This is a genomic window from Streptococcus rupicaprae, assembly GCF_040545225.1.
Taxonomy (GTDB): domain Bacteria; phylum Bacillota; class Bacilli; order Lactobacillales; family Streptococcaceae; genus Streptococcus; species Streptococcus rupicaprae.
The window spans coordinates 35,989-56,762 of record NZ_JBEPLO010000005.1 but is presented as its reverse complement, the minus strand read 5'-3'; the positions used below and the strand labels follow the sequence as shown (position 1 = coordinate 56,762).

Genomic DNA, 20,774 nt, shown 5'->3' with positions numbered 1-20,774 from the left:
ATGTTATTAGACCATCTAAGGAGTGAGAAGGCGAGTCAACTTAGAGGCGGACTTTATCACAAAATACAGATCGAGTTGGCCTATAACTCCAATCGGATCGAGGGGAGCCAGCTGACAGAAGATCAAACACGCTACATCTATGAGACCAATACCATAGGTGTCGAGAAGAGTGGGGCCGTCAATGTAGATGATATCATTGAGACCACGAATCATTTTGGAGCTGTTGATTACTTACTGGAAACAGCTGATCAGGAACTGAGCGAGGAGTGGATCAAAAAAATCCACAGCCTTTTGAAACAGGGAACATCTGATGCACGCAAGTCTTGGTTTCAGGTTGGTGACTATAAGAAGATTCCCAATGAAGTCGGAGGCAGAGAGACAACCTCTCCTGAGAAGGTAGTTGCTGCCATAGCAGAGCTATTACGGACCTATCACAAAAAAAATCATATTGGATTAGAGGAAGTCCTAGACTTCCATGTCCGATTTGAGCGCATTCACCCCTTTCAAGATGGGAATGGCCGTGTCGGTCGCCTCATTATGCTAAAAGAATGCCTGAAGCATGGTATAACGCCGTTTATCATCACAGATGATTTGAAATATTTCTACTACCGAGGCCTAAACGAATGGGACGAGGTCAACGGCTATCTGATGGAGACCTGCCTCACTGCCCAGGATCGGTTTGAGGAGTATTTGAAGTATTTTAGAGTTGAAGAGAAATAAGATAAGGATAAAAATTGATGAAGCCATTTGAACGTAAAGTATGGTTGTCATCTCCAACGATGCATGGGGATGAGTTGAAGTTTATGCAAGAAGCTTATGATACGAATTGGATGACAACTGCAGGTAGCAATATCAATGAGATTGAAAAGCAATTGTCAGGCTACCTAGAGGGGAAAGAAGTGGTTGCTCTCTCTTCTGGCACCTCCGCTCTACATTTAGCCATGAAATTAGCTGGGGTGAAAAGAGAAGACAAAGTTTTTTGTTCTGATCTGACCTTCTCAGCAACAGTGAATCCTGTCGTTTATGAGGGTGCGGAGCCTGTTTTTATTGATTCCGAATATGATACTTGGAATATGGATCCAGCAGCACTTGAAAAGGCTTTTGAAATTTATCCTCATGTTAAAATAGTCGTTTTGGTTCATCTCTATGGGGTACCTTCTAAGCTTGATGAAATCAAGGCGATTTGTGACAAGCATGGAGCTATCTTAGTGGAGGATGCTGCTGAATCTCTTGGTGCGACTTATAAGGGCCAGCAGACGGGCACCTTTGGGCAGCATGCGATTATTTCCTTTAATGGCAATAAGATTATCACTGGCTCAAGCGGAGGTGCTTTAATTACTGGGACGAAGCAAGAAGCAGACAAAGTTCGGAAGTGGTCTACTCAAGCAAGAGAAGCAGCTAGCTGGTACCAACATGAAGAAATTGGTTATAACTATCGTATGAGTAATGTCATTGCTGGCGTTGTACGCGGGCAGTTGCCTTATTTGGAAGAACATATTGCGCAGAAAAAAGCGATTTATGAACGTTACAGAGAAGGATTGAAAGGTTTGCCAATCAGGATGAATCCTTTTGATTTGGAGAATAGTGTTCCAAACTATTGGCTTAGCTGTCTGATAATTGATCAAGAGGCTATGGCTAAGCAAGTACGTTCTGATCAAGAAGCCCTTTATATTCAGGAAGAGGGCAAAACGACACCGACTGAAATTTTGGAGGCTCTTGATAAGCTGAATGCAGAGGGGCGTCCGATTTGGAAGCCAATGCATATGCAACCTATTTTCCGTAACCATGAGTTTGTTACAGCTAAGGGGAGTGGTCGAGCAAATAGCAATGCTTATATTGCTAGTGATTTCACTAATGTTTCAGAAGATATTTTTGAACGTGGGCTTTGTTTGCCTTCTGATAATAAGATGACAGCCGAGGAACAAGAAATTATTATTGAAACAATCAAAAAAATGTTTTAAGTAAGGAAAAGAATGTTAGAAGAATACCGACCAAAGGGTTTATATGAGAAATATGGGAAACGTCTGTTAGATGTATTACTTTCGGCAATGGCTTTAATCATTTTATCGCCAGTGATGCTAATTGTGGCCTTCCTAGTAAGAGTGAAATTAGGCAGTCCGATTATTTTTAAACAGCAAAGACCTGGAAAAGATGAAAAAATCTTCTCCATGTATAAATTTCGGACCATGACAGATGAAAAGGATAGTGAAGGGAATTTACTTCCAGATAGTATACGGCTAACACCATTTGGGAAACTTTTGCGCTCAACCAGTCTTGATGAACTTCCGGAACTTATCAATATTCTAAAAGGTGATATGAGTATTGTGGGACCTAGGCCCCTTCTGATAAAATATTTGCCTTACTATACAGAAGAGGAACGGGTGCGTCATTCTGTCCGTCCGGGACTGACGGGACTAGCTCAGGTCAATGGGCGCAATCATTTGAATTGGGATCAACGCCTCGGACTGGATGTTACCTATGTAAAAGAATGCTCGTTTCTATTAGATCTTAAGATTTTATTCAAAACTTTTGTTAAGGTGATTAAACGATCGGATATTGCGAGTGGGACAGAACTAATGATGAAGGATTTGGATGTTGAAAGACAAAATAGTCATTAAACCTTTATTTGAAAAGGACCTAAGGCCCTATCAGGGAGAACTATCGGAATGGTTTTATGAGGCCTATAGGCAAAATTTTCCCCATCAAGACCTAGCACCTGTTTTAGGGCAGCAACGTTTTGAGGCCTTGTTAAACTATCTTTCGCATGGCAAGGCTCAGGTCTTGGGGGTTTTGAGAGACAAACAACTCTTGGGTATACTGTGGTACTTCATAACAGAGGCCAACAGGTTGCATATCAATGAGCTAATTATCAATCAAAAGAGTCGTTCTCAAGGACTTGGTAGTCTTCTGTTGGAAAGTGTTATTGCAATTGCAGAAGAAAAAGAATGCAAAGCGTTAGAACTAAATGTAACCTGTCATAATACGGTTGCTGTCGCTTTATACGGTAAATTTGGATTTCAACCAGAACGTTTGTTGATGTCTAAACCTATTAACGATGGGAAATGAGGATATTTGTTGATTATTTATTCGGTAGGAAGGAAAACTAATGCTTGATATTTATTTTACGAGAGAATATGGGAAGGTCCATGAAAGTATTGAAAGTGGCAGTTCAGAATTTTGGGAACTTGATTGCGAATACGGTAAAATTATTTATTCATTTATTAAAAGAGAAATAGAGAGTGATTTGGATGAAATTTACTATGACTTGATAACACCTTACGGCTTTGGTGGTCCTTTGATTGTTGAAGAAAAGGATAGAGAAAAGTTGTTATTGACTTTTGAAAGTGAGTTTAGTAGATACTGTCGTGACAATAACATTGTATCAGAGTTTGTCCGTTTCCATCCTATTGTCAATAATGCTATAGATTTTAAAGAAATTTATCATCCGATCTATATGAGAAAGACTGTTGGGACTAGTACGAAGGCAGAACTTGATAGACCATTTGAAAGAGAGTTTAACTCTAACTCAAGACGGTTAGCTAGAAAGGCGGAACGTTTGGGTTTAAAAACCCGAATCACTGTCAATCCTTCTAATATTGATGACTTTTTAGATTTGTACTATTCCACTATGGATAGAAATGGTGCTAGTGATTTCTATTACTTTGAAAAAAGTTATTTTAACCACTGTCAAGAGTTATTCGGGAATCAAGTCTTGATTATTGAAGTGATATACGAAAATGAGGTTATCAGCGCAGGCTATTATTTTATTAGCAATGGTGTGTTGCACGGTCATTTATTAGGAACTCGTTCAGAATATTTAAAAATGAATCCAGTTTACTTACTGGAAAGAGATTTGTCAGACTGGGCTTATGAAAATAGTATTGAAGTCATCCATCACGGAGGTGGTCTGACCAATGCAGATGATGACCCCTTGTTCCTTTTTAAAAAGAATTTTACTCGGCAAACCTTATTTGACTTCTATATTGCCAAGAAAATTCACCAACCTGATATCTATGAGAAACTTTGCCAATTAAAAGGTGTTTCAGTAGATGAGCTATTTTTCCCAGCTTATCGGAAATGATAACTGAGTTATCTATAGAAAGTTATTAAACGATTATGAAAAAAGCTATGTTAATCTCCTGCTTTAACTGGTATGAGAAGAGATTGCAGGTCATTAGAGAGCGCTTGATTAGTCGTGGCTATGAGGTGGTGGTGCTCCTTTCTGATTTTGACCATATCACTAAAGCACCGATTGAAAAACGCTATGAAGAATGCACCTATCTCAGTGTTTCGCCCTATGCTAAAAACCTTTCTCTAGCTAGAATCAAGTCGCATTTTGCCTTTGGTAAAGCGGTAGCTCAATCTCTGGAAGAGTACGCACCTAATCTAGTTTATGCCCTTGTTCCACCAAACAATGTGGCTAGAGCCTGTTTGGCCTATAAGGACAAACATCCGGACCTTGTTTACCTTGTAGATGTCATCGATCTGTGGCCGGAGTCCATGCCCCTTAAGTTTCTCAAGCAGAGCTTTTTGGCCCGAAAATGGGCAGAGATGCGAAATGCTAGCCTCAAAGTGGCAGATGGGGTTGTTCTAGAATGCGATCTTTACCGTAAAAGCCTACCCTTGGACTCGGGCCTATGTCCCAACCAAACCCTTCGCCTCTTCTCGGACTACAGCCAAGAAGAACTCTTGTTGGCAAAAGAGGTGGCAGATCAACAAACCTTTGACCCCCTGCTAAAAACCATCAACTTTGCCTATGTTGGCAGTCTCAACAGCATCACGGACTATGATGGGATTTTGGCGATTGTGAAGGCTTTTATAACCAAGGGGTGGCAAGTGGTCTTCCATATCATTGGAGAGGGCCAAAAGCGAGAAGGTTTTCTGTCTGACTTAACCTCCTCAGGCTGTCAAGTTTATTATCACGGCATGATTTTTGATAAGCCAAGCAAGATTAAACTGGTGGCTGGTTGTGATTTTGCCTTTAATATGATGATCGATCAGGTGACAGTTGGCTTGACCATGAAAAGTTTAGACTATTTGTCTATGGGCTTGCCTATGATTAACTCCATTAAGGGAGATACCTGGGATATCATTGAAACTCATGGGATTGGAATCAATTACGAGGGTCAACCAGACCGGGTTGTCTCGGTCTGCCAAAAACTGGATTATCGTAACATGCGTGCCAAGGCTTGGGAAGTCTTGATGAGTCAGTTCACTAGAGAAGCATTTGAAGACCAGGTCAAACAGTTTCTGACGGCCGTATTAGACAAAGGAGATAGATGTGTTTAGTGTAGTCATTCCTGCCTATAATTGCCAAGAGACTATTGAAATGACCCTAGACTCGGTCAGACAGCAAACACGCCTGGACTTAATCCAGGAAATTATCATTATCAACGATGGCTCAAGTGACGGTAGCGAAGCGGTTCTCAAGGCTTATATGTCTCGATACCCAACCTTGCCGATTCAATACCATCATCAATCCAATCACGGGGTCTCTTACACTCGTAATAAGGCCATCAAAATGGCGAAAGCAGACTGGATAGCCCTCTTGGATTCAGATGATCTCTGGATGCCTCAAAAGTTAGAACGGCAATACGATGTGATACAGAAAACGCCTGCTATGTTTTTTTTAGGAAGTAGTTTTCCCTTAAAAATACTCTGGCGACCAAGGCAGGGCTTGTGCAAGTTAACAGCAAGAGACCTGTGTTGGCGCAACATGCCATCAACCCCAAGTATTGTGTTTAAAAAGGATGTTGGTATAGAACTAGGCCTTTTTAACGAAGGTATGAAACATTGTGAAGATATCAACTTCTTCCAAAGATTTCTGCTCAAAGATAGTTATTATGTTTTGGCAGAGGACCTGGTACAGATTGGTATTGGCAAGTCCTATCATGGCATGAGTGGACTGTCCTCTAATCTAGATGGGATGCACAAGGGTAGACATCAAAATGTCAAGGACTTATACGAGATGGGCTTGATTTCTAAACCTTTTATGTACCTGACTTTTGCGATGAATAGCTTAAAATTAATCCGTCGCAAAACATTGCGACACTTGGCACGACTAAGACAAGGAGGTTAGATGAGCCACTTACGATTTGATATTATCGTTCCTATTTATAATATCCAAGACGAATTGGAGGCCTGTTTAGCCAGTCTTGCTAGTCAAACCTACCCCCATTTTACAGTGATCATGGTAGATGATGGTTCCAAGGATGATAGTCATCTGATAGCCAAGTCTTACGCGGAAAAAGACGGGCGCTTTCACTATTTTCTAAAGGAAAATGGAGGTCTGTCTGATGCCCGAAATTTTGGTCTTGCACAGGCTCAGCACGACTACGTCCTTTTTATTGACGGTGATGACTATCTTGAAAATAATACTTTGGACGTCTTAGCATCACACCTAAAAGACAATGACCTTGATGTTTTAGAGTTTAATGGTTGGTATGTTGAAAATGGGGAAAAAACCTCCCGTTTTAATAACCATTATATTGACAGTGGTGTCGTGAAAAATGGCCGTGACTATTTTGTAGATAATGTCAAGGCTGGTTGCATGTATGCGGCTGCTTGTTTTAAGGTGATTAGAAGATCGTTTTTTTCTGACAAGGCTTTGATGTTTGAAAAAGGTTTGTTGCACGAGGATGAATTATGGACACCCCAACTCTATCTCAAAGCTGATCGGATTATGTATCTGGACATTCCTTTTTATAACTATGTCCAGCGTGACGGCTCCATCATGCATCAAAAGAACAGGGATAAAAATGTCAAAGATGCCCGTAGCATCTATTACCGCCTAGAAAGCATTTATGATCATTATGGGCTTTCGTCAGGTCAAAAGCGTGTTTTGATGGACTATTTGGCTCGTAAAATGTTGGGTAGTTTTTATGAACCGACGACAGTACCTATAACCCCTGCTGACAAGCAGTATGTGATGCGCCATGCACGGAGTTTAAAAAGTCGAGGACAGGCCCTTGTTTTTAGCCTCTGTCCTAAAGCCTTATCTGGTCTAACAAAGTGCATCAAAAAAATAGTAAGATATAAGAAGTAACTCATGAAAAAGAAATTAGTATTTACCATCGGTTCTCTATCTGGTGGGGGAGCCGAGCGCGTGATTTCAATTTTGGCCAATCACCTGTGTCAGGACTATGATGTCACTATCCTAGCTCTTTTAAAAGATGAAGTGGCTTATGACCTTGATAGTCGTGTTCGTTACCAGGTGATTGATCTTCCTGAGCAGCTCAAAGGTATCATGCGCAATTTACAACGTTTGCGTCAGATTAGGCGGACCATCAAGGCCATCAACCCACATGTGGTTATCTCCTTCTTGACCACAATCAATATTATGGTTCTTGCGGCCTTAGCCTTTACTTCTTATCCGATTATTGTCTCTGAACGCAATGACCCCAATGCTGAAACACCGACTAAGTTGGGTCGTCTGATTAGGGATGTATCCTACTACAGTCGCAAACGTATCTTTTTTGTTTTTCAGACGCAGTATGCTAAGGATTGCTTTAAGGGGATGACGGAAAAAAATAGTGCCATTATCTTTAATCCGTTGAAAAAGGAAATCTTACCTGCCTATCAAGGAACAAGGGAAAAAAGGATTGTCTGCGTGGCGCGCTTAGAGCCAGCAAAGAATTTGCCCCTGTTGATTAGGGCCTTTCATCGCTTCAAAAAGTCTCATCCTGACTATCAGTTGGAATTCTTTGGCAAAGGTCCTTTAGAAGCTGAGTTAAAAGCCCTGATCAGAACCTTAGACATGGAAGATAATGTGGTTTTCCATGGTTTTACAAGGGATGTTCACTCGAAAATCCATAGGGCCAAAATGTTTATTCTTCCCTCCGACTATGAAGGAATTTCAAATGCGATGTTGGAGGCCTTGGCGATGGGGATACCGACCATTTGTACGGATTGCCCTGCTTATGGAGGGCGGCTATTCATTGAAGATGGTAAATCAGGCTTTTTAATACCAGTTGGTCATGAGGAAGCCTTACTAGAAAAAATGTTGACACTGGCAGAAAATGATGACTTAGGAAATGCCTTCTCGCAAAACTCTCAAGTCATCAAGGAACGATTGAGTGAAGACCTCATCGTAGAGCAATGGCGTCAACTGATAGGAGAGTTATAAATGCTTAGTCTAAGACTGTCCAAAACAGGACTGGGTTATCTATTGATTTTTGTGACGCTGTCCTTGTTTGTCCTTATGGTGACCAATCTTTTGACAGCCGGTCATCCAGCTAAATTTTCAGATCTTTTATTTCTCTCCTATGTTGCCACTTTTTTATTTGGTCTGTCCCTCTTTGTTTTGTCAAAACTGGAACAGCGAACCTTTAGTTTAACAAGCATCTTGTTGATGATTGCCTTTCTCTTTAATTTTGGGCAACTGTTCTTGTGGGCCCTAGGAATCAGGACCGATACAGAAATAGGCAAGGTCGCCTTGTATGCCAATTTCCCAGCACCAAATGATCAGCAAGTTTATAATGCAGCCCTATTTTCCATCTACTGTTATGTGGCCATGGTGGCAGGGATTTGTAGCATCAGGATCTTCCGTCTCGATCATCCTTGTTTGCATTCTTTTGATGATAGTCGCCAAGACATGCTACAGCGTATCATTTATAAAGTCAGCCTCTGGCTCAGTTTTGTGATAGTCCCAGCAACATTTTATAAGAGTTGGCTGGTTTTGAGGCAGTCTGCTTTACACGGCTATGGCTCCCTCTACTATTCAGATTTTTCGGTCAACTCTCTGATTGGTCGCTCGGAGGATTATTTTTTCCCTGTTATTGTCGGTCTCTTGCTTGGGAGCAATTACAGGAAGGTTAAACTGGTCTATAGTTTATTTGGTGCCTATATGCTTTTTTATACTCTGGCTGGTGAGCGTGGCAACTGGTTTTATAAGTTGATCGTCTTGATTTGGATGCATAGCACCTACTATAAGAAAATTAACTGGATAAAATTTATCAAGTTATCAGTACTAGGATTCATCTCCTTGTCCGTATTGTCTGTCATCATTAACATTCGCAATCAAGGTTTAGCCAATCTATCTCTGTCAGATCTTGGCCAGGTGATGAGTGTCAGTGAGAATGTCCTTGTTCGTTTTATTCAGGAGATGGGGGGCAGTTTAGGCGTGATGGTTATCGTTCTCAGTTTTGGTCAGGGAGTTTTCAGCCATTTTGGCAATACCTTTGTCTCCTCTGCCCTAACATCGGTATCCACTGCTCTGGCGACTCGATTGGGAGTGAGCCACGTCTATCTGGGCAACTACTTGTCCCAAGACTTGCTAAAGATCAGGTGGGGGACAGGATTTACGTTCTTTGCAGAAACCTTTATCAATGCGGGTTGGTTAGGCTTTATCTATATGTTCTTTTTTGGTATGCTGTTTGCGGAACTCATTAGTGATGACAAAGGGATTATGCAACGCTATGTTGCGACCACTTCCTGTGTTATCCTCTGTGCCATGATGCGGGATAGCTCGTTGACGGGCTTCCGACAATTGGTTCAGGTGGTTTTGTTTATGGTGATCCTGGTTTGGCTTGCCTCAAAAGTAGCAGGGAGGCGTCATCATGCTTAATAAAGAGCGAGTGAAAAAAGCTTATCGCAACTGGTTAAGAAGAGACCTCACCCGTCGCAATCGAAGCAACTTGTTAGCTGTTAGTGAACCCATTTCTATTATCTCTTCTAATTGTATTGGAGGGGTTATGCTCCACGATTTAGGTCTTCCCTTTGCCACTCCTACCATTAATCTTTATTTTGAACCAAAATCTTACTTAGCCTTTGTCACGGATTTGGACCATTACCTCAAGCTTCCCCTAAAGGAAAAATTAGGCGAGAATAAGCCGTATCCTGTCGGTTATTTGGATGAAAAGGTGGTCATCCACTTCTTCCACTACAAGAATTTTGCTACAGCAAAGGCCAAATGGGAGGAGAGGGCGAAGAGGGTTAATCCAAACCTCCTCTATCTGATTCTCACTGATCGAGATGGTCTGACCAGAGAGGACGCAGCATACTTTGATAGCCTTCCTTACCCTAATAAGGTTCTCTTGACCTCTAAACCCTATGAGGGCTTAGCCAGTGTTCATGATATGGGAGAGGCCTACCGCCTGGGGGATAGTTTAATGGATCTCTGCCAATTCAAGACCAAGTTCAGTGGCCGGCGTTACTTGGATGATTTTGATTATGTGGCATTTTTGAATGCAAGTTTTAAAAAGGATGAAACTGAATGAATAAACTAAGACTGAATGGTCTGACATCACTAATGTTTCAATTGATAACCCTGCTCTCGGGTTTAATTATCCCTAGGCTCCTCCTAAGTGCCTATGGCACACAGGTCAATGGTCTAAATTATTCTATTACCCAGTTGCTGTCGGTGATTAGCTATTTTGATTTTGGAGTGGCAGCAGTTGCCCAGGCAGCCCTCTATAAACCCCTCTATCAGAAGGACTACTATCAGGTTTCAGCTATTTTTAATGCCGTCAAACGCTATTTTAGCCGACTGACGATAGGCTTACTGTTCTATATTTTGATGCTTTGTCTCTACTACGGTCTAACAAAAGCAGATCAATTTTCATGGCTCTATACAACCAGCCTAGTTCTCGCTACCTCCATCAGTCTTATTGGCCAATATGTCCTAGGCATCAGCAATCAAGTCATCCTAGCAGCAGACCAGAAACTTTATATCTACACGGCCATGAATATCTTGACCGTCCTTATCAACATCCTGGTTACCTATATTTTAGTCAAGTTAGGCCATAGCATTCAAATGGTCAAACTGGTCTCTTCCATTATCTTTTTGCTGAGGCCTATCTCCCTACAGCTCTATGTCAAAAAGCATTACCCGCTCTTGCCGCTTTCGGAGGTTGGGCATAAGCCTATCCCTAATCAATGGAGCGGTTTGATTCAGCACGTGGCTATCACACTGACATCATCTTTAGATACCATTATTTTGACCTTGATGTCTACCTTAGGCAATGTGTCTATTTACAATATCTATACCTTTCCCCTAAATGGGATTCGCCTCCTGATAGAGAGCCTGTGCATGGGCTATAGAAGTCACTTTGGCCATCTGCTGGCTAAAGGAAGGGAGGGAGATAAAACACTTCAAGAAGACTTTTCTCGTTTTGAATGGCTTGTCAACTTCCTCTCGGTTGTTATCAGTTGTGTCATGTTAACCGTTCTTGTTCCTTTTGTCCTGGTTTACACAAGGGGCATTGAGGATGAGAACTACAAGCATCAATTTTTTGCCCTCCTCATGATTTCAGCCTACTTTTTGATGAGCATTAAGATCCCCTATACCACTGTTATCAATTCGGCTGGTCATTTCAGGGAAACTCAGTCTCACAGTTTGATTGAGATTATGATCAATATGCTTGTCTCCTTCATCTTAGTTAGCCAGTATGGCCTGACAGGTGTTGCTATTGGAACGACCCTTTCCATGCTTTATCGTATTGCAGCCTCCCTATATTACATTAGGCAAAACATTCTCAAACGAGCCATCAGAGAGAGTTTCAAGGTCTTTTTAGTAGACCTATCCACTCTTTTACTCTACCTTTGGCTGATTCCTTTTCTGAAGCTGTCGCCAAATAGTTACTGGACGCTTATCACCAGCTCCCTTATCAGCGGACTGGTCTCGGTCCTCTTGTTTTTTCTCATGAGTGGCCTTTTCTACCGTCAATCCTTTTTGGCTATGCTGCCTAATTTTAGAAAGAAATAATATGATGAAACGACTTTTAGGATACCTTAGACTATCCCTCTTACCTATGTCAAAATATCCTGATTACCTTAGGAGTCAAGGTGTTAAGATTGGCAATAACTGTGAAATTTATAAAAGTGCCCAGTTTGGTAGTGAACCCTATCTGATTCAGCTGGGAAATCATGTACGAGTCAATGCAGGTGTTAACTTTGTTACCCATGATGGCGGCCTTTGGGTGTTGAGAAATCACCCCAAATACAAGGAAGTCTTTGCACAGGCAGATCGTTTTGGTAAGATCCTTGTGAAAGACAATGTTCATATTGGCACAAATGCTATGATTATGCCAGGGATTACCATAGGCGAAAATGCGATTGTTGCAACCTGTGCTGTTGTTACAAAAGATGTGCCACCAAACACCATTGTAGGGGGTGTGCCAGCACGCATTATTGAAAGTTTAGATGAATACGCCAGCAAAATGGAAGGCAAAATTGTCCTTACAAAAGGGATGACAAGTGAAGAAAAGAGACAGTTTCTAGAAAAAACCATCTTAGAACGAGGCAAACAATGACTGATTTAAATAGGAAGACAATCTTAATCACAGGAGCAGCTGGTTTCATCGGCGCTAACTTAGTAAAGGCACTCTTGGCCGAACAAGATCCTTTACGGATTATTGGACTAGATAATCTTAATGATTATTATGACGTTTCTTTGAAAGAGTTTCGCTTAGGGGAGGTTGCGGGACAGGTTGAAAAATCAGTTTCTCAGTGGGAATTTATCAAAGGGGATTTGGCTGATAAGCACTTAGTGGATCAACTGTTTAAACGTTATAGGCCCCATATTGTAGTCAATTTAGCAGCTCAGGCAGGTGTGCGATATTCTATTTCAAATCCGGAAGTTTATATTGAAAGCAATGTGATTGGTTTCCAAAACATTCTCGAGGCTTGTCGCCACAACCCCGTGGAACACCTGGTTTATGCATCTTCATCTTCGGTCTATGGTTCCAACGCCAAAGTTCCTTATAGTGTTGAAGACCAGGTTGACAATCCTGTCTCGCTGTATGCAGCGACTAAGAAGTCCAATGAACTTTTTGCTCATGCCTACAGTAAACTCTATGATATTCCGACCACAGGCTTACGTTTTTTTACAGTTTACGGACCTGCCGGGCGCCCAGACATGGCCTATTTTGGCTTTACTAATAAATTACATCAAGGGGAGACCATCCAAATCTTTAACTACGGTAATTGCAAACGGGATTTCACCTATATCGATGACATCGTTGAAGGGGTGCGACGTGTCATGTTTGGTGCGCCGAAGCGCAAGATGGGGGATGATGGCCTACCTATTCCCCCTTATGCCATCTATAATATAGGTAATAGCCAGCCAGAAAACCTCCTTGACTTTGTCAACATCTTGCAAGAGGAGCTGGTTCGTGCAGGGGTCTTACCAGAAGACTATGATTTTGAAGCTCATAAGGACTTGGTTGCCATGCAACCGGGCGATGTGCCTATCACCTATGCAGACACTTCGGCTTTGGAACGGGACTTTGCTTTTAAACCCTCTACCCCTCTAAGACATGGCTTGAGGCAGTTTGCTATCTGGTATCGACATTTTTATAAGGACAAGTAATATGAAAAAAATAAATCTAGTTCAACTAGACCAACATCGTTATGGTGCCTATAAAATGCCAAGGTTACAACTTTATTTTAGAAAACATCAAGAGGCGACAAACCCTATTATAAAGTTTTTTTATCGATTTATCTTTCAGAGACTTTGCTATAGGTACCATGTTGAGCTACACCCAAATACAAAAATAGGTCCAGGTCTCTATCTTGGACATATAGTTGGCATCACCTTTAACCCCGATGTTATTATTGGAAAAAATGTCAACATTCACAAAGGTGTGACACTTGGCCAAGAAAATCGTGGTTCAAGAAGGGGGAGTCCGATTATTGGTGATAATGTTTGGATTGGAATCAATAGTACGATTGTTGGAAGAGTTACTATTGGCGATGATGTTTTGATAGCTCCAAACACCTATGTCAATTGTGATGTGCCCTCACATTCGGTCGTATTTGGGAATCCCTGCATAATCAAGTCCAAAGAAAATGCAACAGAGGCTTACATCAATAATAGAATCGAATAGGAGTAGTATATGAAAATCGCAGTAGCTGGCACAGGTTATGTAGGCCTTTCTTTAGCAACTCTCCTGGCTCAAAGCCATGAAGTTGTTGCTGTGGATATCATTTCAGAGAAGGTTGAGATGATTAACCGTAGACAATCGCCTATCCAAGATGATAAAATTGAGGAATATTTTGCGACCAAGGCCTTGAACCTTACCGCAACCTTAGATGGTGATGCAGCATACAAAGATGCCGAATTTGTCGTTGTTGCTGCTCCAACCAACTATGATAGTAAGAAGAATTTCTTTGATACGTCTGCGGTGGAATCAGTGATTGAGCAGGTTCTTTCAGTGAATGACCAGGCCATCATTATCATTAAGTCAACAATTCCTGTTGGATACACGGAGCAAGTTCGTCAAAAGTTCAATTGTGATAGAATTATTTTTAGCCCCGAGTTTTTGCGAGAATCAAAAGCGCTCTATGACAATCTGCATCCATCTCGGATCATCGTTGGAACAGATATGTCGGATGAAGCATTGACAGAAAAAGCTCGTGAATTTGCCCAACTCTTGAAGGCAGAATCTCTGGATGAGGACACCCCTGTTCTGATTATGGGCTTCACAGAAGCAGAAGCAGTGAAACTTTTTGCAAATACTTATTTAGCACTACGTGTCTCTTATTTTAATGAGTTGGATACATACGCGGAGCTCAAGGGGCTTAATACCAAGGAGATTATCCTAGGGGTTGGTTTGGATCCTCGTATCGGAAATCACTACAATAACCCATCATTTGGCTATGGTGGATACTGTTTACCAAAAGATACAAAGCAACTTCTAGCAAATTATGATGCGGTTCCGCAAAATATGATGTCTGCTATTGTAGAAAGTAATCGCACACGTAAAGACTTTATTGCTGACCGTGTTCTTGAAATTGCGGATGCCTATGTGGGGAGTAGCGAGTTTGATCCTCATAAGGAAAAAGAAGTTGTTGTCGGTGTATATCGCTTAACAATGAAGTCAAATTCAGATAATTTCCGCCAATCCTCTATTCAGGGGGTAATGAAGCGAATTAAGGCTAAAGGAGCCGAGGTGATTGTTTTTGAACCAACTCTTGAAGACGGATCGACATTCTTTGGTAGTGAAGTGGTAAATGATTTAGAGGCTTTCAAGTTACGTTCACAGGCTATCATTGCCAATCGTTATGATAACATTTTAGAAGATGTGATAGACAAGGTTTATACTAGGGATATATTTAGACGAGACTGATGGTTGCAAGTATTATCAGTAATAATTATATTCTGTCATCACCGTAACCATCCCATAACAAGATATCTATTCTATTATCTAACCCTCCATTATACTTTGAGTAGAAAACAGAAATGGAGGGTTTTCATCATGTCAATGCCGTAACCGCCCCATGACAGAGTATATTGAAAACATCCCATAGTCTATTTGACTCTGGGACGTTTTTCTATTTACAGTTAGGTTGAATGGTTTCATTCCTAACCGCCCCATAACAAGGTATCTATCGTAAAACCCAGACCCCCAGTATACTTTTTCTAGAAAATATTACTGGAGGTTATTTTGATGACACAACCTATCGTCCCTTTAAATTCAGCCCCTCAGTCTCGTTCCTTTGAGAAAAAGCAAAATAATATTCTACTCCGGGTACGTCTTGGAAAACTGGAACTCAGTATATTTGAGTCTATTAACAGCGGTATACTTGAAACAATCATAGATAAGGTGTTGCGCTATGACCATCCGACTCAATGAGTTAGGTTAGTTTTTCTACATCCAAATAGGCTCATAATATTGCGATTGAATTACCCGTTACAGTCTTATAGGGCCTTTTCTATAGGGTATGATATAATGAAGGTGTCGAGTATTTTTGCATTTTTCCATAGAAGGGTGATGGTATGAATGAATTACAGTTTTTAATCTATACTGCTGATAATACGGACGAAGCGGTTAAGGTGATTATCGGCGATGAGACCATTTGGGCTAGTCAGAAAGAGTTGGCTAGATTGTTTGGTGTCGGTGTAGCTGCCATCAGTAAACATCTCCGAAACATCTTTGACGAGGGGGAGCTCGATGAATATTCAGTTATTTCCAAAGCGGAAACAACTGCCAGCGGTTTGCGGGTAAAACTTCCATGATCTGTGACCATCGGTTAAAAGTTCCTATTGCTAGGCGGTCGTATTTGTGACAACTGCGATAGGCATCATACTAGAAATACTGCATTATCGGGTGATTACGGCTGAGCTGATGATGACAAATAGAAGAGCATGATGTACTAGGAGTCTGCCGGATCTTGAGAATAGTACTCTTTGAAAATCAAAGATAGCCGCTGGCACTCGTTTCGATGACTCCTGTTCTATCACCAGCTTTGTTTCCTAGACTAGATTGATTTTCTCTGAGTATAAATTTCAATATGATCAGTTTTGATAGGGGAAAACTAGACAATGATTCGAAAATGGTCTTGCCTTTTTCTGAAAATGCCTATCTTTCACAATTAGAAAGGTAGGTCTTTTTTCGTACACTGGGCCTATAGAAGACATGAAAATAATGCCAATTAAAGGAAATCATGGTATAATGATGTGATTAGCAAATAGATTTCCTAGTGATTTAGGCTAGGGAGGGATGATGCTAAAAAATGGGCGAAGGGAGTCAAACGTGAAGATTTTGCACTATACTTTGGGTTTTGCTCCTGAGCGCAGTGGGGGCCTGGTACGTTATGCGACGGATTTGATGCAGGCCCAAGTTTCTCAAGGGCATGACGTGGTTGCCCTCTATCCTGGAGCTTACCGGCCTTGGCAGAAGGCCTCTAGCATTGGTCCAGGCAAGAAAGGGCTGGGTTTCCAGACCTACCGGCTCATCAATAGCCCCCCGCTTCCTATATCTGGCGGTATTTTGTCTCCTGATGACTTTATGGCAAGGGCTGATAAAGCTGCTTACCAGCAATTTTTGCAGAAAGTCCGTCCAGACTTGATTCATCTGCACACCTTGATGGGCCTCCATAAGGAATGGTTAGAAGCGGTAAAAACCTTAGATATTCCTGTGGTTATGACCAGCCATGATTACTTTGGCTTGGCACCTGTGCCTAGCTTTTATGGCCAGGGCAGGTCATTTACAGAGGACAACAGCAATCAAGCCTGGCAACTCATGTCCCAAGAGGGGATGTCCACTCAGCAACTGCGTCTCTTTCAGGCTCCTTTTTACCCTCAGATTCGTCGGCTGGCTCGCTTGCTAAAGCGCCAAACGGGATTGCCTGCGGTAAAAAAGGACCTCTCGGAGGTGGACTACAGTGCTTTGATGGACTATTACCAGTCCATGTTTGCCTTGGTTGACGGCTATCACTTTAACAGTCACTTGGCCCGTCAGGTTTTCGAGAAAAATCTATCCCAGGCGCCAGCCTTTTCTAGGGTCTTGAACATTAGCCACGGGGGGATTAAGCCTCTAGCAAGGACCCAGACTTGGACAAGTCCTCCGCGTTTGGCTTATATTGGACCGGATTTCCCGCATAAGGGCTTTGATTTTTTTGTCGCTTTGGCGGAAAAATGGCAGAGCAGGCCAGAAGCTTTTGACTGGCATACCTGGGGGCATGCGCCGAGACGGGATCTTCCAGGATTTATCCAGCAGCACGGAAGCTTTGGCCCAGGCCAAGCCAGTGAAGTCTATCAGAGTTTTGATGTCCTGATTGTGCCTAGCCAGTGGGCGGAGACCTTTGGGTTTATTGTCTTAGAAGCTTTGAGTTATGGCAAGATGGTTCTAGCGAGCAACCAGGTCGGAGCTAAGGACTTGCTGCCAGAAGCTTGGGTTTTCAAGAACGAAGCCGAGCTTAGTAGTATTCTAGAAGGTTTGACCGAACAGCACTACCAAGGGCCGATCAAAGGATTAGTAGAGCATGTTGCTGAGTTGGAGGACTTTTATCAGGAAGTGATTCGAGGAGGAGCTAAGCATGGCTAAGTTAGAACATGTGGTTGTCGTCTTGGCTTATAACGATAACGAAGCCATCAAGGCCTACTTGGAGCAGACGGTTGCTCTTCCGAGCGTTGACAAGGTGATCTTGGTGGACAATTGCTCAACGACTGGACTCTACCAGGAGTTGCAGGACTTTGTGACAGAACAGGGACTTGTTCATAAGGTTGACTGTCTTCAAACGACTCATAATGGCGGCTATGCCTTTGGCAACAATGTCGGCATGCGCTACGCTATTGAACACTATCAGCCGACCTATATCAGCCTCTCCAATGCCGACGTCAGCCTCAATGAGGAAGCCTTAAAGGCTTGCATGACAGCCTTGGCTGACCAGAAGGACCTAGCCTTTGTAGCACCGCAGATGGTCAGCAACCGCCCTGAAAAGGCCAGCTGGCCAGTCCCGACCTATTGGGACCTAGTGGGGGACAACCTGATCCTTCTTCGCGGACTCATGAAGCGTTTGAAGCCTGCCAAAACGCCTCTTACAGGCATTGAGCTGGTCGGGGTAATCGCGGGCTCTTACTACATGGGACGCGCGGATATTTTTGAAGCTTTGGGCTTTCTCGATGAACGGACCTTCCTCTACGGGGAGGAAAATATCTTAGGCTTTAAGGTCCAGCAGGCTGGGATGACCAACCAGATTCTCCATGATGTTCATTTTACCCACCATCATTCAACCTCTATCAATACTAACATTCAGTCAGTGGGCAAACGCCTCGATATCCTGAGAGATAGTTGCCACATTTACTTAAAACATTACTTAAATTGCCCGTCTTGGCAGATCGCTCTCTTTGATTTCAGCCATCTGATCGGCAAGGTTACTTACCTGAGCGCCAAGATGATAGGAAATGCGATCAAACAATAAACTAACGATTCAACTATGCTGTAGAAAGGACACCTATGCGACATGTCTTTATCATCGGTAGCCGAGGCTTGCCAGCTACTTATGGTGGCTTTGAAACCTTCGTAGCCGAGCTGGTCAAGCACCAACAATCACAAGACCTTAAATATCATGTGGCCTGTCTGACGGATGGTGACCCCTACCAGCATTTTGACTATGCGGGAGCAGATTGCTTTACCATTAACCCGCCTAAACTTGGTCCGGCTCGGGTGATAGCTTACGATATGCTGGCCATCCGTTACGCCCTTAAATTGGTCAAGGAAGAGGCTATGGAAGCTCCGATCTTTTACCTCTTGGGCAATACGATCGGCGGTATGATTGCACCCTTTGCCAAACAGATTCGAGCGGTCGGCGGGATGTTTTTCATCAATCCCGATGGCCTTGAGTGGAAACGGTCCAAATGGCCCAAACCTGTCCAAGCCTACCTCAAATACGCAGAGAAGATGATGACCAAGCACGCTGATTTGGTCATTGCGGACAATCGCGGAATTGAGACCTATCTGAAGGAGGCTTACCCCTGGAGTCGGACGACGTTTCTGGCCTATGGAACGGATTTGACCCCATCTAGTTTGACAGCGCAAGCCCCGTCTGTCAGAGAGTTTTACCAACGGTTTGAGACGCAGGAGAAGGGGTATTACCTGATCTTGGGGCGCTTTGTCCCAGAAAACAATTACGAGACCAGCATTCGCGAGTTTATGGCCTCATCGACGCAGCGTAAGCTACTGATCATAGCCAACTACCAAGGCAATGCCTACTGGCAGACTTTGGCAGAGAAGACTGGTTTTAGGCAGGACCCACGAGTGGTTTTTGTAGGGACGATTTACGACCAAGAATTGCTCAAATACATCCGCCAGAGTGCCTTTGCCTATATCCATGGCCACGAAGTTGGTGGGACCAATCCCAGTCTATTGGAGTCCCTGGCTCAAACTGATCTTAATCTGGTGCTGGATGTGAGCTTTAACCGTCAAGTGGCGCTGGATACGGCCTACTATTGGACCAAGGCGCCTGGAAGCTTATCAGGCTTGATTAACACACTAGACGCTCAGGTGGACCATGAGGTCTTGGGGCAAAAGGCTAGAGCCAATATGCAAAATCACTATACTTGGGAGGCCATTGTGGCAGCCTATGAGGAGTTGTTTTTATCGTGAAAGTCCACATTCTTATGTCTACCTATAATGGTGAGCGCTTCTTGGCCCAGCAGTTGGACAGTATCCTGGCCCAGACCTATCAGGATTGGCGGCTCTTGATTCGCGATGACGGATCGTCAGATGCCACAAGGGCCATCATCGCAGACTATGTGGCTAGGGACGAGCGGATATGCTGGGTGGATCATGATTCGCAGGACAATCTGGGGGTTATCAAGAGCTTTCACCGCTTGGTCAAGCTAGAAGATGCAGATGTTTACCTCTTTAGCGACCAGGACGATGTCTGGTTGCCCGATAAGGTGGCCAGTCAACTGGAAGTGGCCAAGGCCTATCCTGTGGCAGTTCCCCTTCTCGTCTATATGGACCTCAAGGTGGTGGACGAATCCCTCCAGGTTTTGGAAGAAAGCATGATCAGGAGTCAGTCCCATCATGCCAATACCAGCTTGGAGACGATTTTGATTGAAAACACGGTCACTGGTGGTGTTACCTTGATTAACCATGCCCTGGCCCAGCTTTGGACCAGGACAGAAGGCCTTATCATGCACGACTGGTACCTGGCCATTTTAGCGGCGGCTCTCGGCCATCTGGTCTACCTGGATCAGCCCGGCGAGCTCTATCGCCAGCACAGCCAAAATGTGGTCGGAGCGAGGACCCAGGACCAGCGCTTTAAACTCTTTCGTGAAGGGCCAAGGCCCATTTACCAGCGCTATTGGCGCCATATCCATGAGATCCAAGAGCAAGCTAAGACAGCCCTAGAAGAAGTTGGAGACCGCCTGTCGCCAGATCAAAGAGCCATCCTAGCTAACTGGCTCACCATCGACCAGCAGCCCCTAGGTGAGCGTTACCGTCGCCTCAAAACTTACGGCTACCGAAAGAACAAGTGGCTGCATCAGCTGGTTTTTTCCAGCCTTATCTTAAGTAAAATCTATCATCAATAGTCTCTATTGA

General features: G+C 43.1%; 22 protein-coding genes. All 22 read left to right on the top strand.

The window, feature by feature from the left end:
* The 22 genes from ABID29_RS03255 (at position 1) to ABID29_RS03150 (ending at position 20,764) form a co-directional block, all read left to right on the top strand.
* Entirely contained in the window at positions 1–720 is a 720-nt protein-coding gene (locus ABID29_RS03255) for a Fic family protein (RefSeq protein ID WP_354364368.1), read from the top strand.
* A 17-nt stretch (positions 721–737) separates the two neighbouring features.
* Complete coding sequence (locus ABID29_RS03250) at positions 738–1,961, top strand: DegT/DnrJ/EryC1/StrS family aminotransferase (protein ID WP_354364367.1); 1,224 nt, start codon at positions 738–740, stop codon at positions 1,959–1,961.
* A gap of 12 nt (positions 1,962–1,973) precedes the next feature.
* Positions 1,974–2,618: a sugar transferase gene (locus ABID29_RS03245; protein WP_354364366.1), complete on the top strand. Its 645-nt coding sequence runs from the start codon at positions 1,974–1,976 to the stop codon at positions 2,616–2,618.
* Entirely contained in the window at positions 2,593–3,066 is a 474-nt protein-coding gene (locus ABID29_RS03240) for a GNAT family N-acetyltransferase (RefSeq protein WP_354364365.1), read from the top strand. Before ABID29_RS03245 ends, ABID29_RS03240 begins: the two co-directional genes overlap by 26 nt.
* 40 nt (positions 3,067–3,106) lie before the next feature.
* On the top strand, positions 3,107–4,081 hold the full coding sequence (locus ABID29_RS03235; protein ID WP_354364364.1) for a GNAT family N-acetyltransferase: 975 nt from the start codon (positions 3,107–3,109) through the stop codon (positions 4,079–4,081).
* Positions 4,082–4,128: 47 nt separating this feature from the next.
* Positions 4,129–5,289, top strand: a complete 1,161-nt coding sequence (locus tag ABID29_RS03230; RefSeq protein ID WP_354364363.1) for a glycosyltransferase — start codon at positions 4,129–4,131, stop codon at positions 5,287–5,289.
* Positions 5,282–6,079 (top strand): glycosyltransferase family 2 protein, encoded by a 798-nt coding sequence (locus ABID29_RS03225; RefSeq protein ID WP_354364362.1) that lies wholly within the window; start codon positions 5,282–5,284, stop codon positions 6,077–6,079. The genes ABID29_RS03230 and ABID29_RS03225 overlap by 8 nt, the downstream gene beginning before the upstream one ends.
* A complete protein-coding gene (locus tag ABID29_RS03220; protein WP_354364361.1) occupies positions 6,080–7,045 on the top strand; it encodes a glycosyltransferase in 966 nt (321 codons plus the stop codon). It abuts the gene before it with no gap.
* A gap of 3 nt (positions 7,046–7,048) precedes the next feature.
* Entirely contained in the window at positions 7,049–8,125 is a 1,077-nt protein-coding gene (locus tag ABID29_RS03215) for a glycosyltransferase (protein ID WP_354364360.1), read from the top strand.
* Complete coding sequence (wzy, locus tag ABID29_RS03210) at positions 8,126–9,565, top strand: O-antigen polysaccharide polymerase Wzy (protein ID WP_354364359.1); 1,440 nt, start codon at positions 8,126–8,128, stop codon at positions 9,563–9,565.
* On the top strand, positions 9,558–10,217 hold the full coding sequence (locus ABID29_RS03205; protein WP_354364357.1) for a DUF1919 domain-containing protein: 660 nt from the start codon (positions 9,558–9,560) through the stop codon (positions 10,215–10,217). The genes wzy and ABID29_RS03205 overlap by 8 nt, the downstream gene beginning before the upstream one ends.
* Positions 10,214–11,704: a lipopolysaccharide biosynthesis protein gene (locus ABID29_RS03200; protein ID WP_354364356.1), complete on the top strand. Its 1,491-nt coding sequence runs from the start codon at positions 10,214–10,216 to the stop codon at positions 11,702–11,704. Before ABID29_RS03205 ends, ABID29_RS03200 begins: the two co-directional genes overlap by 4 nt.
* A 4-nt stretch (positions 11,705–11,708) precedes the next feature.
* Positions 11,709–12,251: an acyltransferase gene (locus ABID29_RS03195; RefSeq protein ID WP_373666082.1), complete on the top strand. Its 543-nt coding sequence runs from the start codon at positions 11,709–11,711 to the stop codon at positions 12,249–12,251.
* Entirely contained in the window at positions 12,248–13,309 is a 1,062-nt protein-coding gene (locus ABID29_RS03190) for an NAD-dependent epimerase/dehydratase family protein (RefSeq protein WP_354364354.1), read from the top strand. The genes ABID29_RS03195 and ABID29_RS03190 overlap by 4 nt, the downstream gene beginning before the upstream one ends.
* Position 13,310: 1 nt before the next feature.
* Positions 13,311–13,826: a serine O-acetyltransferase gene (locus ABID29_RS03185; RefSeq protein ID WP_354364353.1), complete on the top strand. Its 516-nt coding sequence runs from the start codon at positions 13,311–13,313 to the stop codon at positions 13,824–13,826.
* A 9-nt stretch (positions 13,827–13,835) separates the two neighbouring features.
* On the top strand, positions 13,836–15,068 hold the full coding sequence (locus tag ABID29_RS03180; RefSeq protein WP_354364351.1) for a nucleotide sugar dehydrogenase: 1,233 nt from the start codon (positions 13,836–13,838) through the stop codon (positions 15,066–15,068).
* Positions 15,069–15,389: 321 nt separating this feature from the next.
* The gene (locus ABID29_RS03175; RefSeq protein WP_354364349.1) at positions 15,390–15,575 is read left to right on the top strand and encodes a hypothetical protein; all 186 of its coding nucleotides are present in this window, start codon (positions 15,390–15,392) and stop codon (positions 15,573–15,575) included.
* A 143-nt stretch (positions 15,576–15,718) separates the two neighbouring features.
* Positions 15,719–15,958 (top strand): hypothetical protein, encoded by a 240-nt coding sequence (locus ABID29_RS03170; RefSeq protein ID WP_354364348.1) that lies wholly within the window; start codon positions 15,719–15,721, stop codon positions 15,956–15,958.
* 517 nt (positions 15,959–16,475) lie between these two features.
* Entirely contained in the window at positions 16,476–17,768 is a 1,293-nt protein-coding gene (locus ABID29_RS03165; protein WP_354364346.1) for a glycosyltransferase, read from the top strand.
* On the top strand, positions 17,761–18,645 hold the full coding sequence (locus ABID29_RS03160) for a glycosyltransferase (protein ID WP_354364345.1): 885 nt from the start codon (positions 17,761–17,763) through the stop codon (positions 18,643–18,645). The genes ABID29_RS03165 and ABID29_RS03160 overlap by 8 nt, the downstream gene beginning before the upstream one ends.
* A 35-nt stretch (positions 18,646–18,680) precedes the next feature.
* A complete protein-coding gene (cps2T, locus tag ABID29_RS03155) occupies positions 18,681–19,829 on the top strand; it encodes a beta 1-4 rhamnosyltransferase Cps2T (protein ID WP_354364344.1) in 1,149 nt (382 codons plus the stop codon).
* Positions 19,826–20,764: a glycosyltransferase family 2 protein gene (locus ABID29_RS03150; RefSeq protein WP_354364343.1), complete on the top strand. Its 939-nt coding sequence runs from the start codon at positions 19,826–19,828 to the stop codon at positions 20,762–20,764. The genes cps2T and ABID29_RS03150 overlap by 4 nt, the downstream gene beginning before the upstream one ends.
* Positions 20,765–20,774 lie beyond the last annotated feature (10 nt).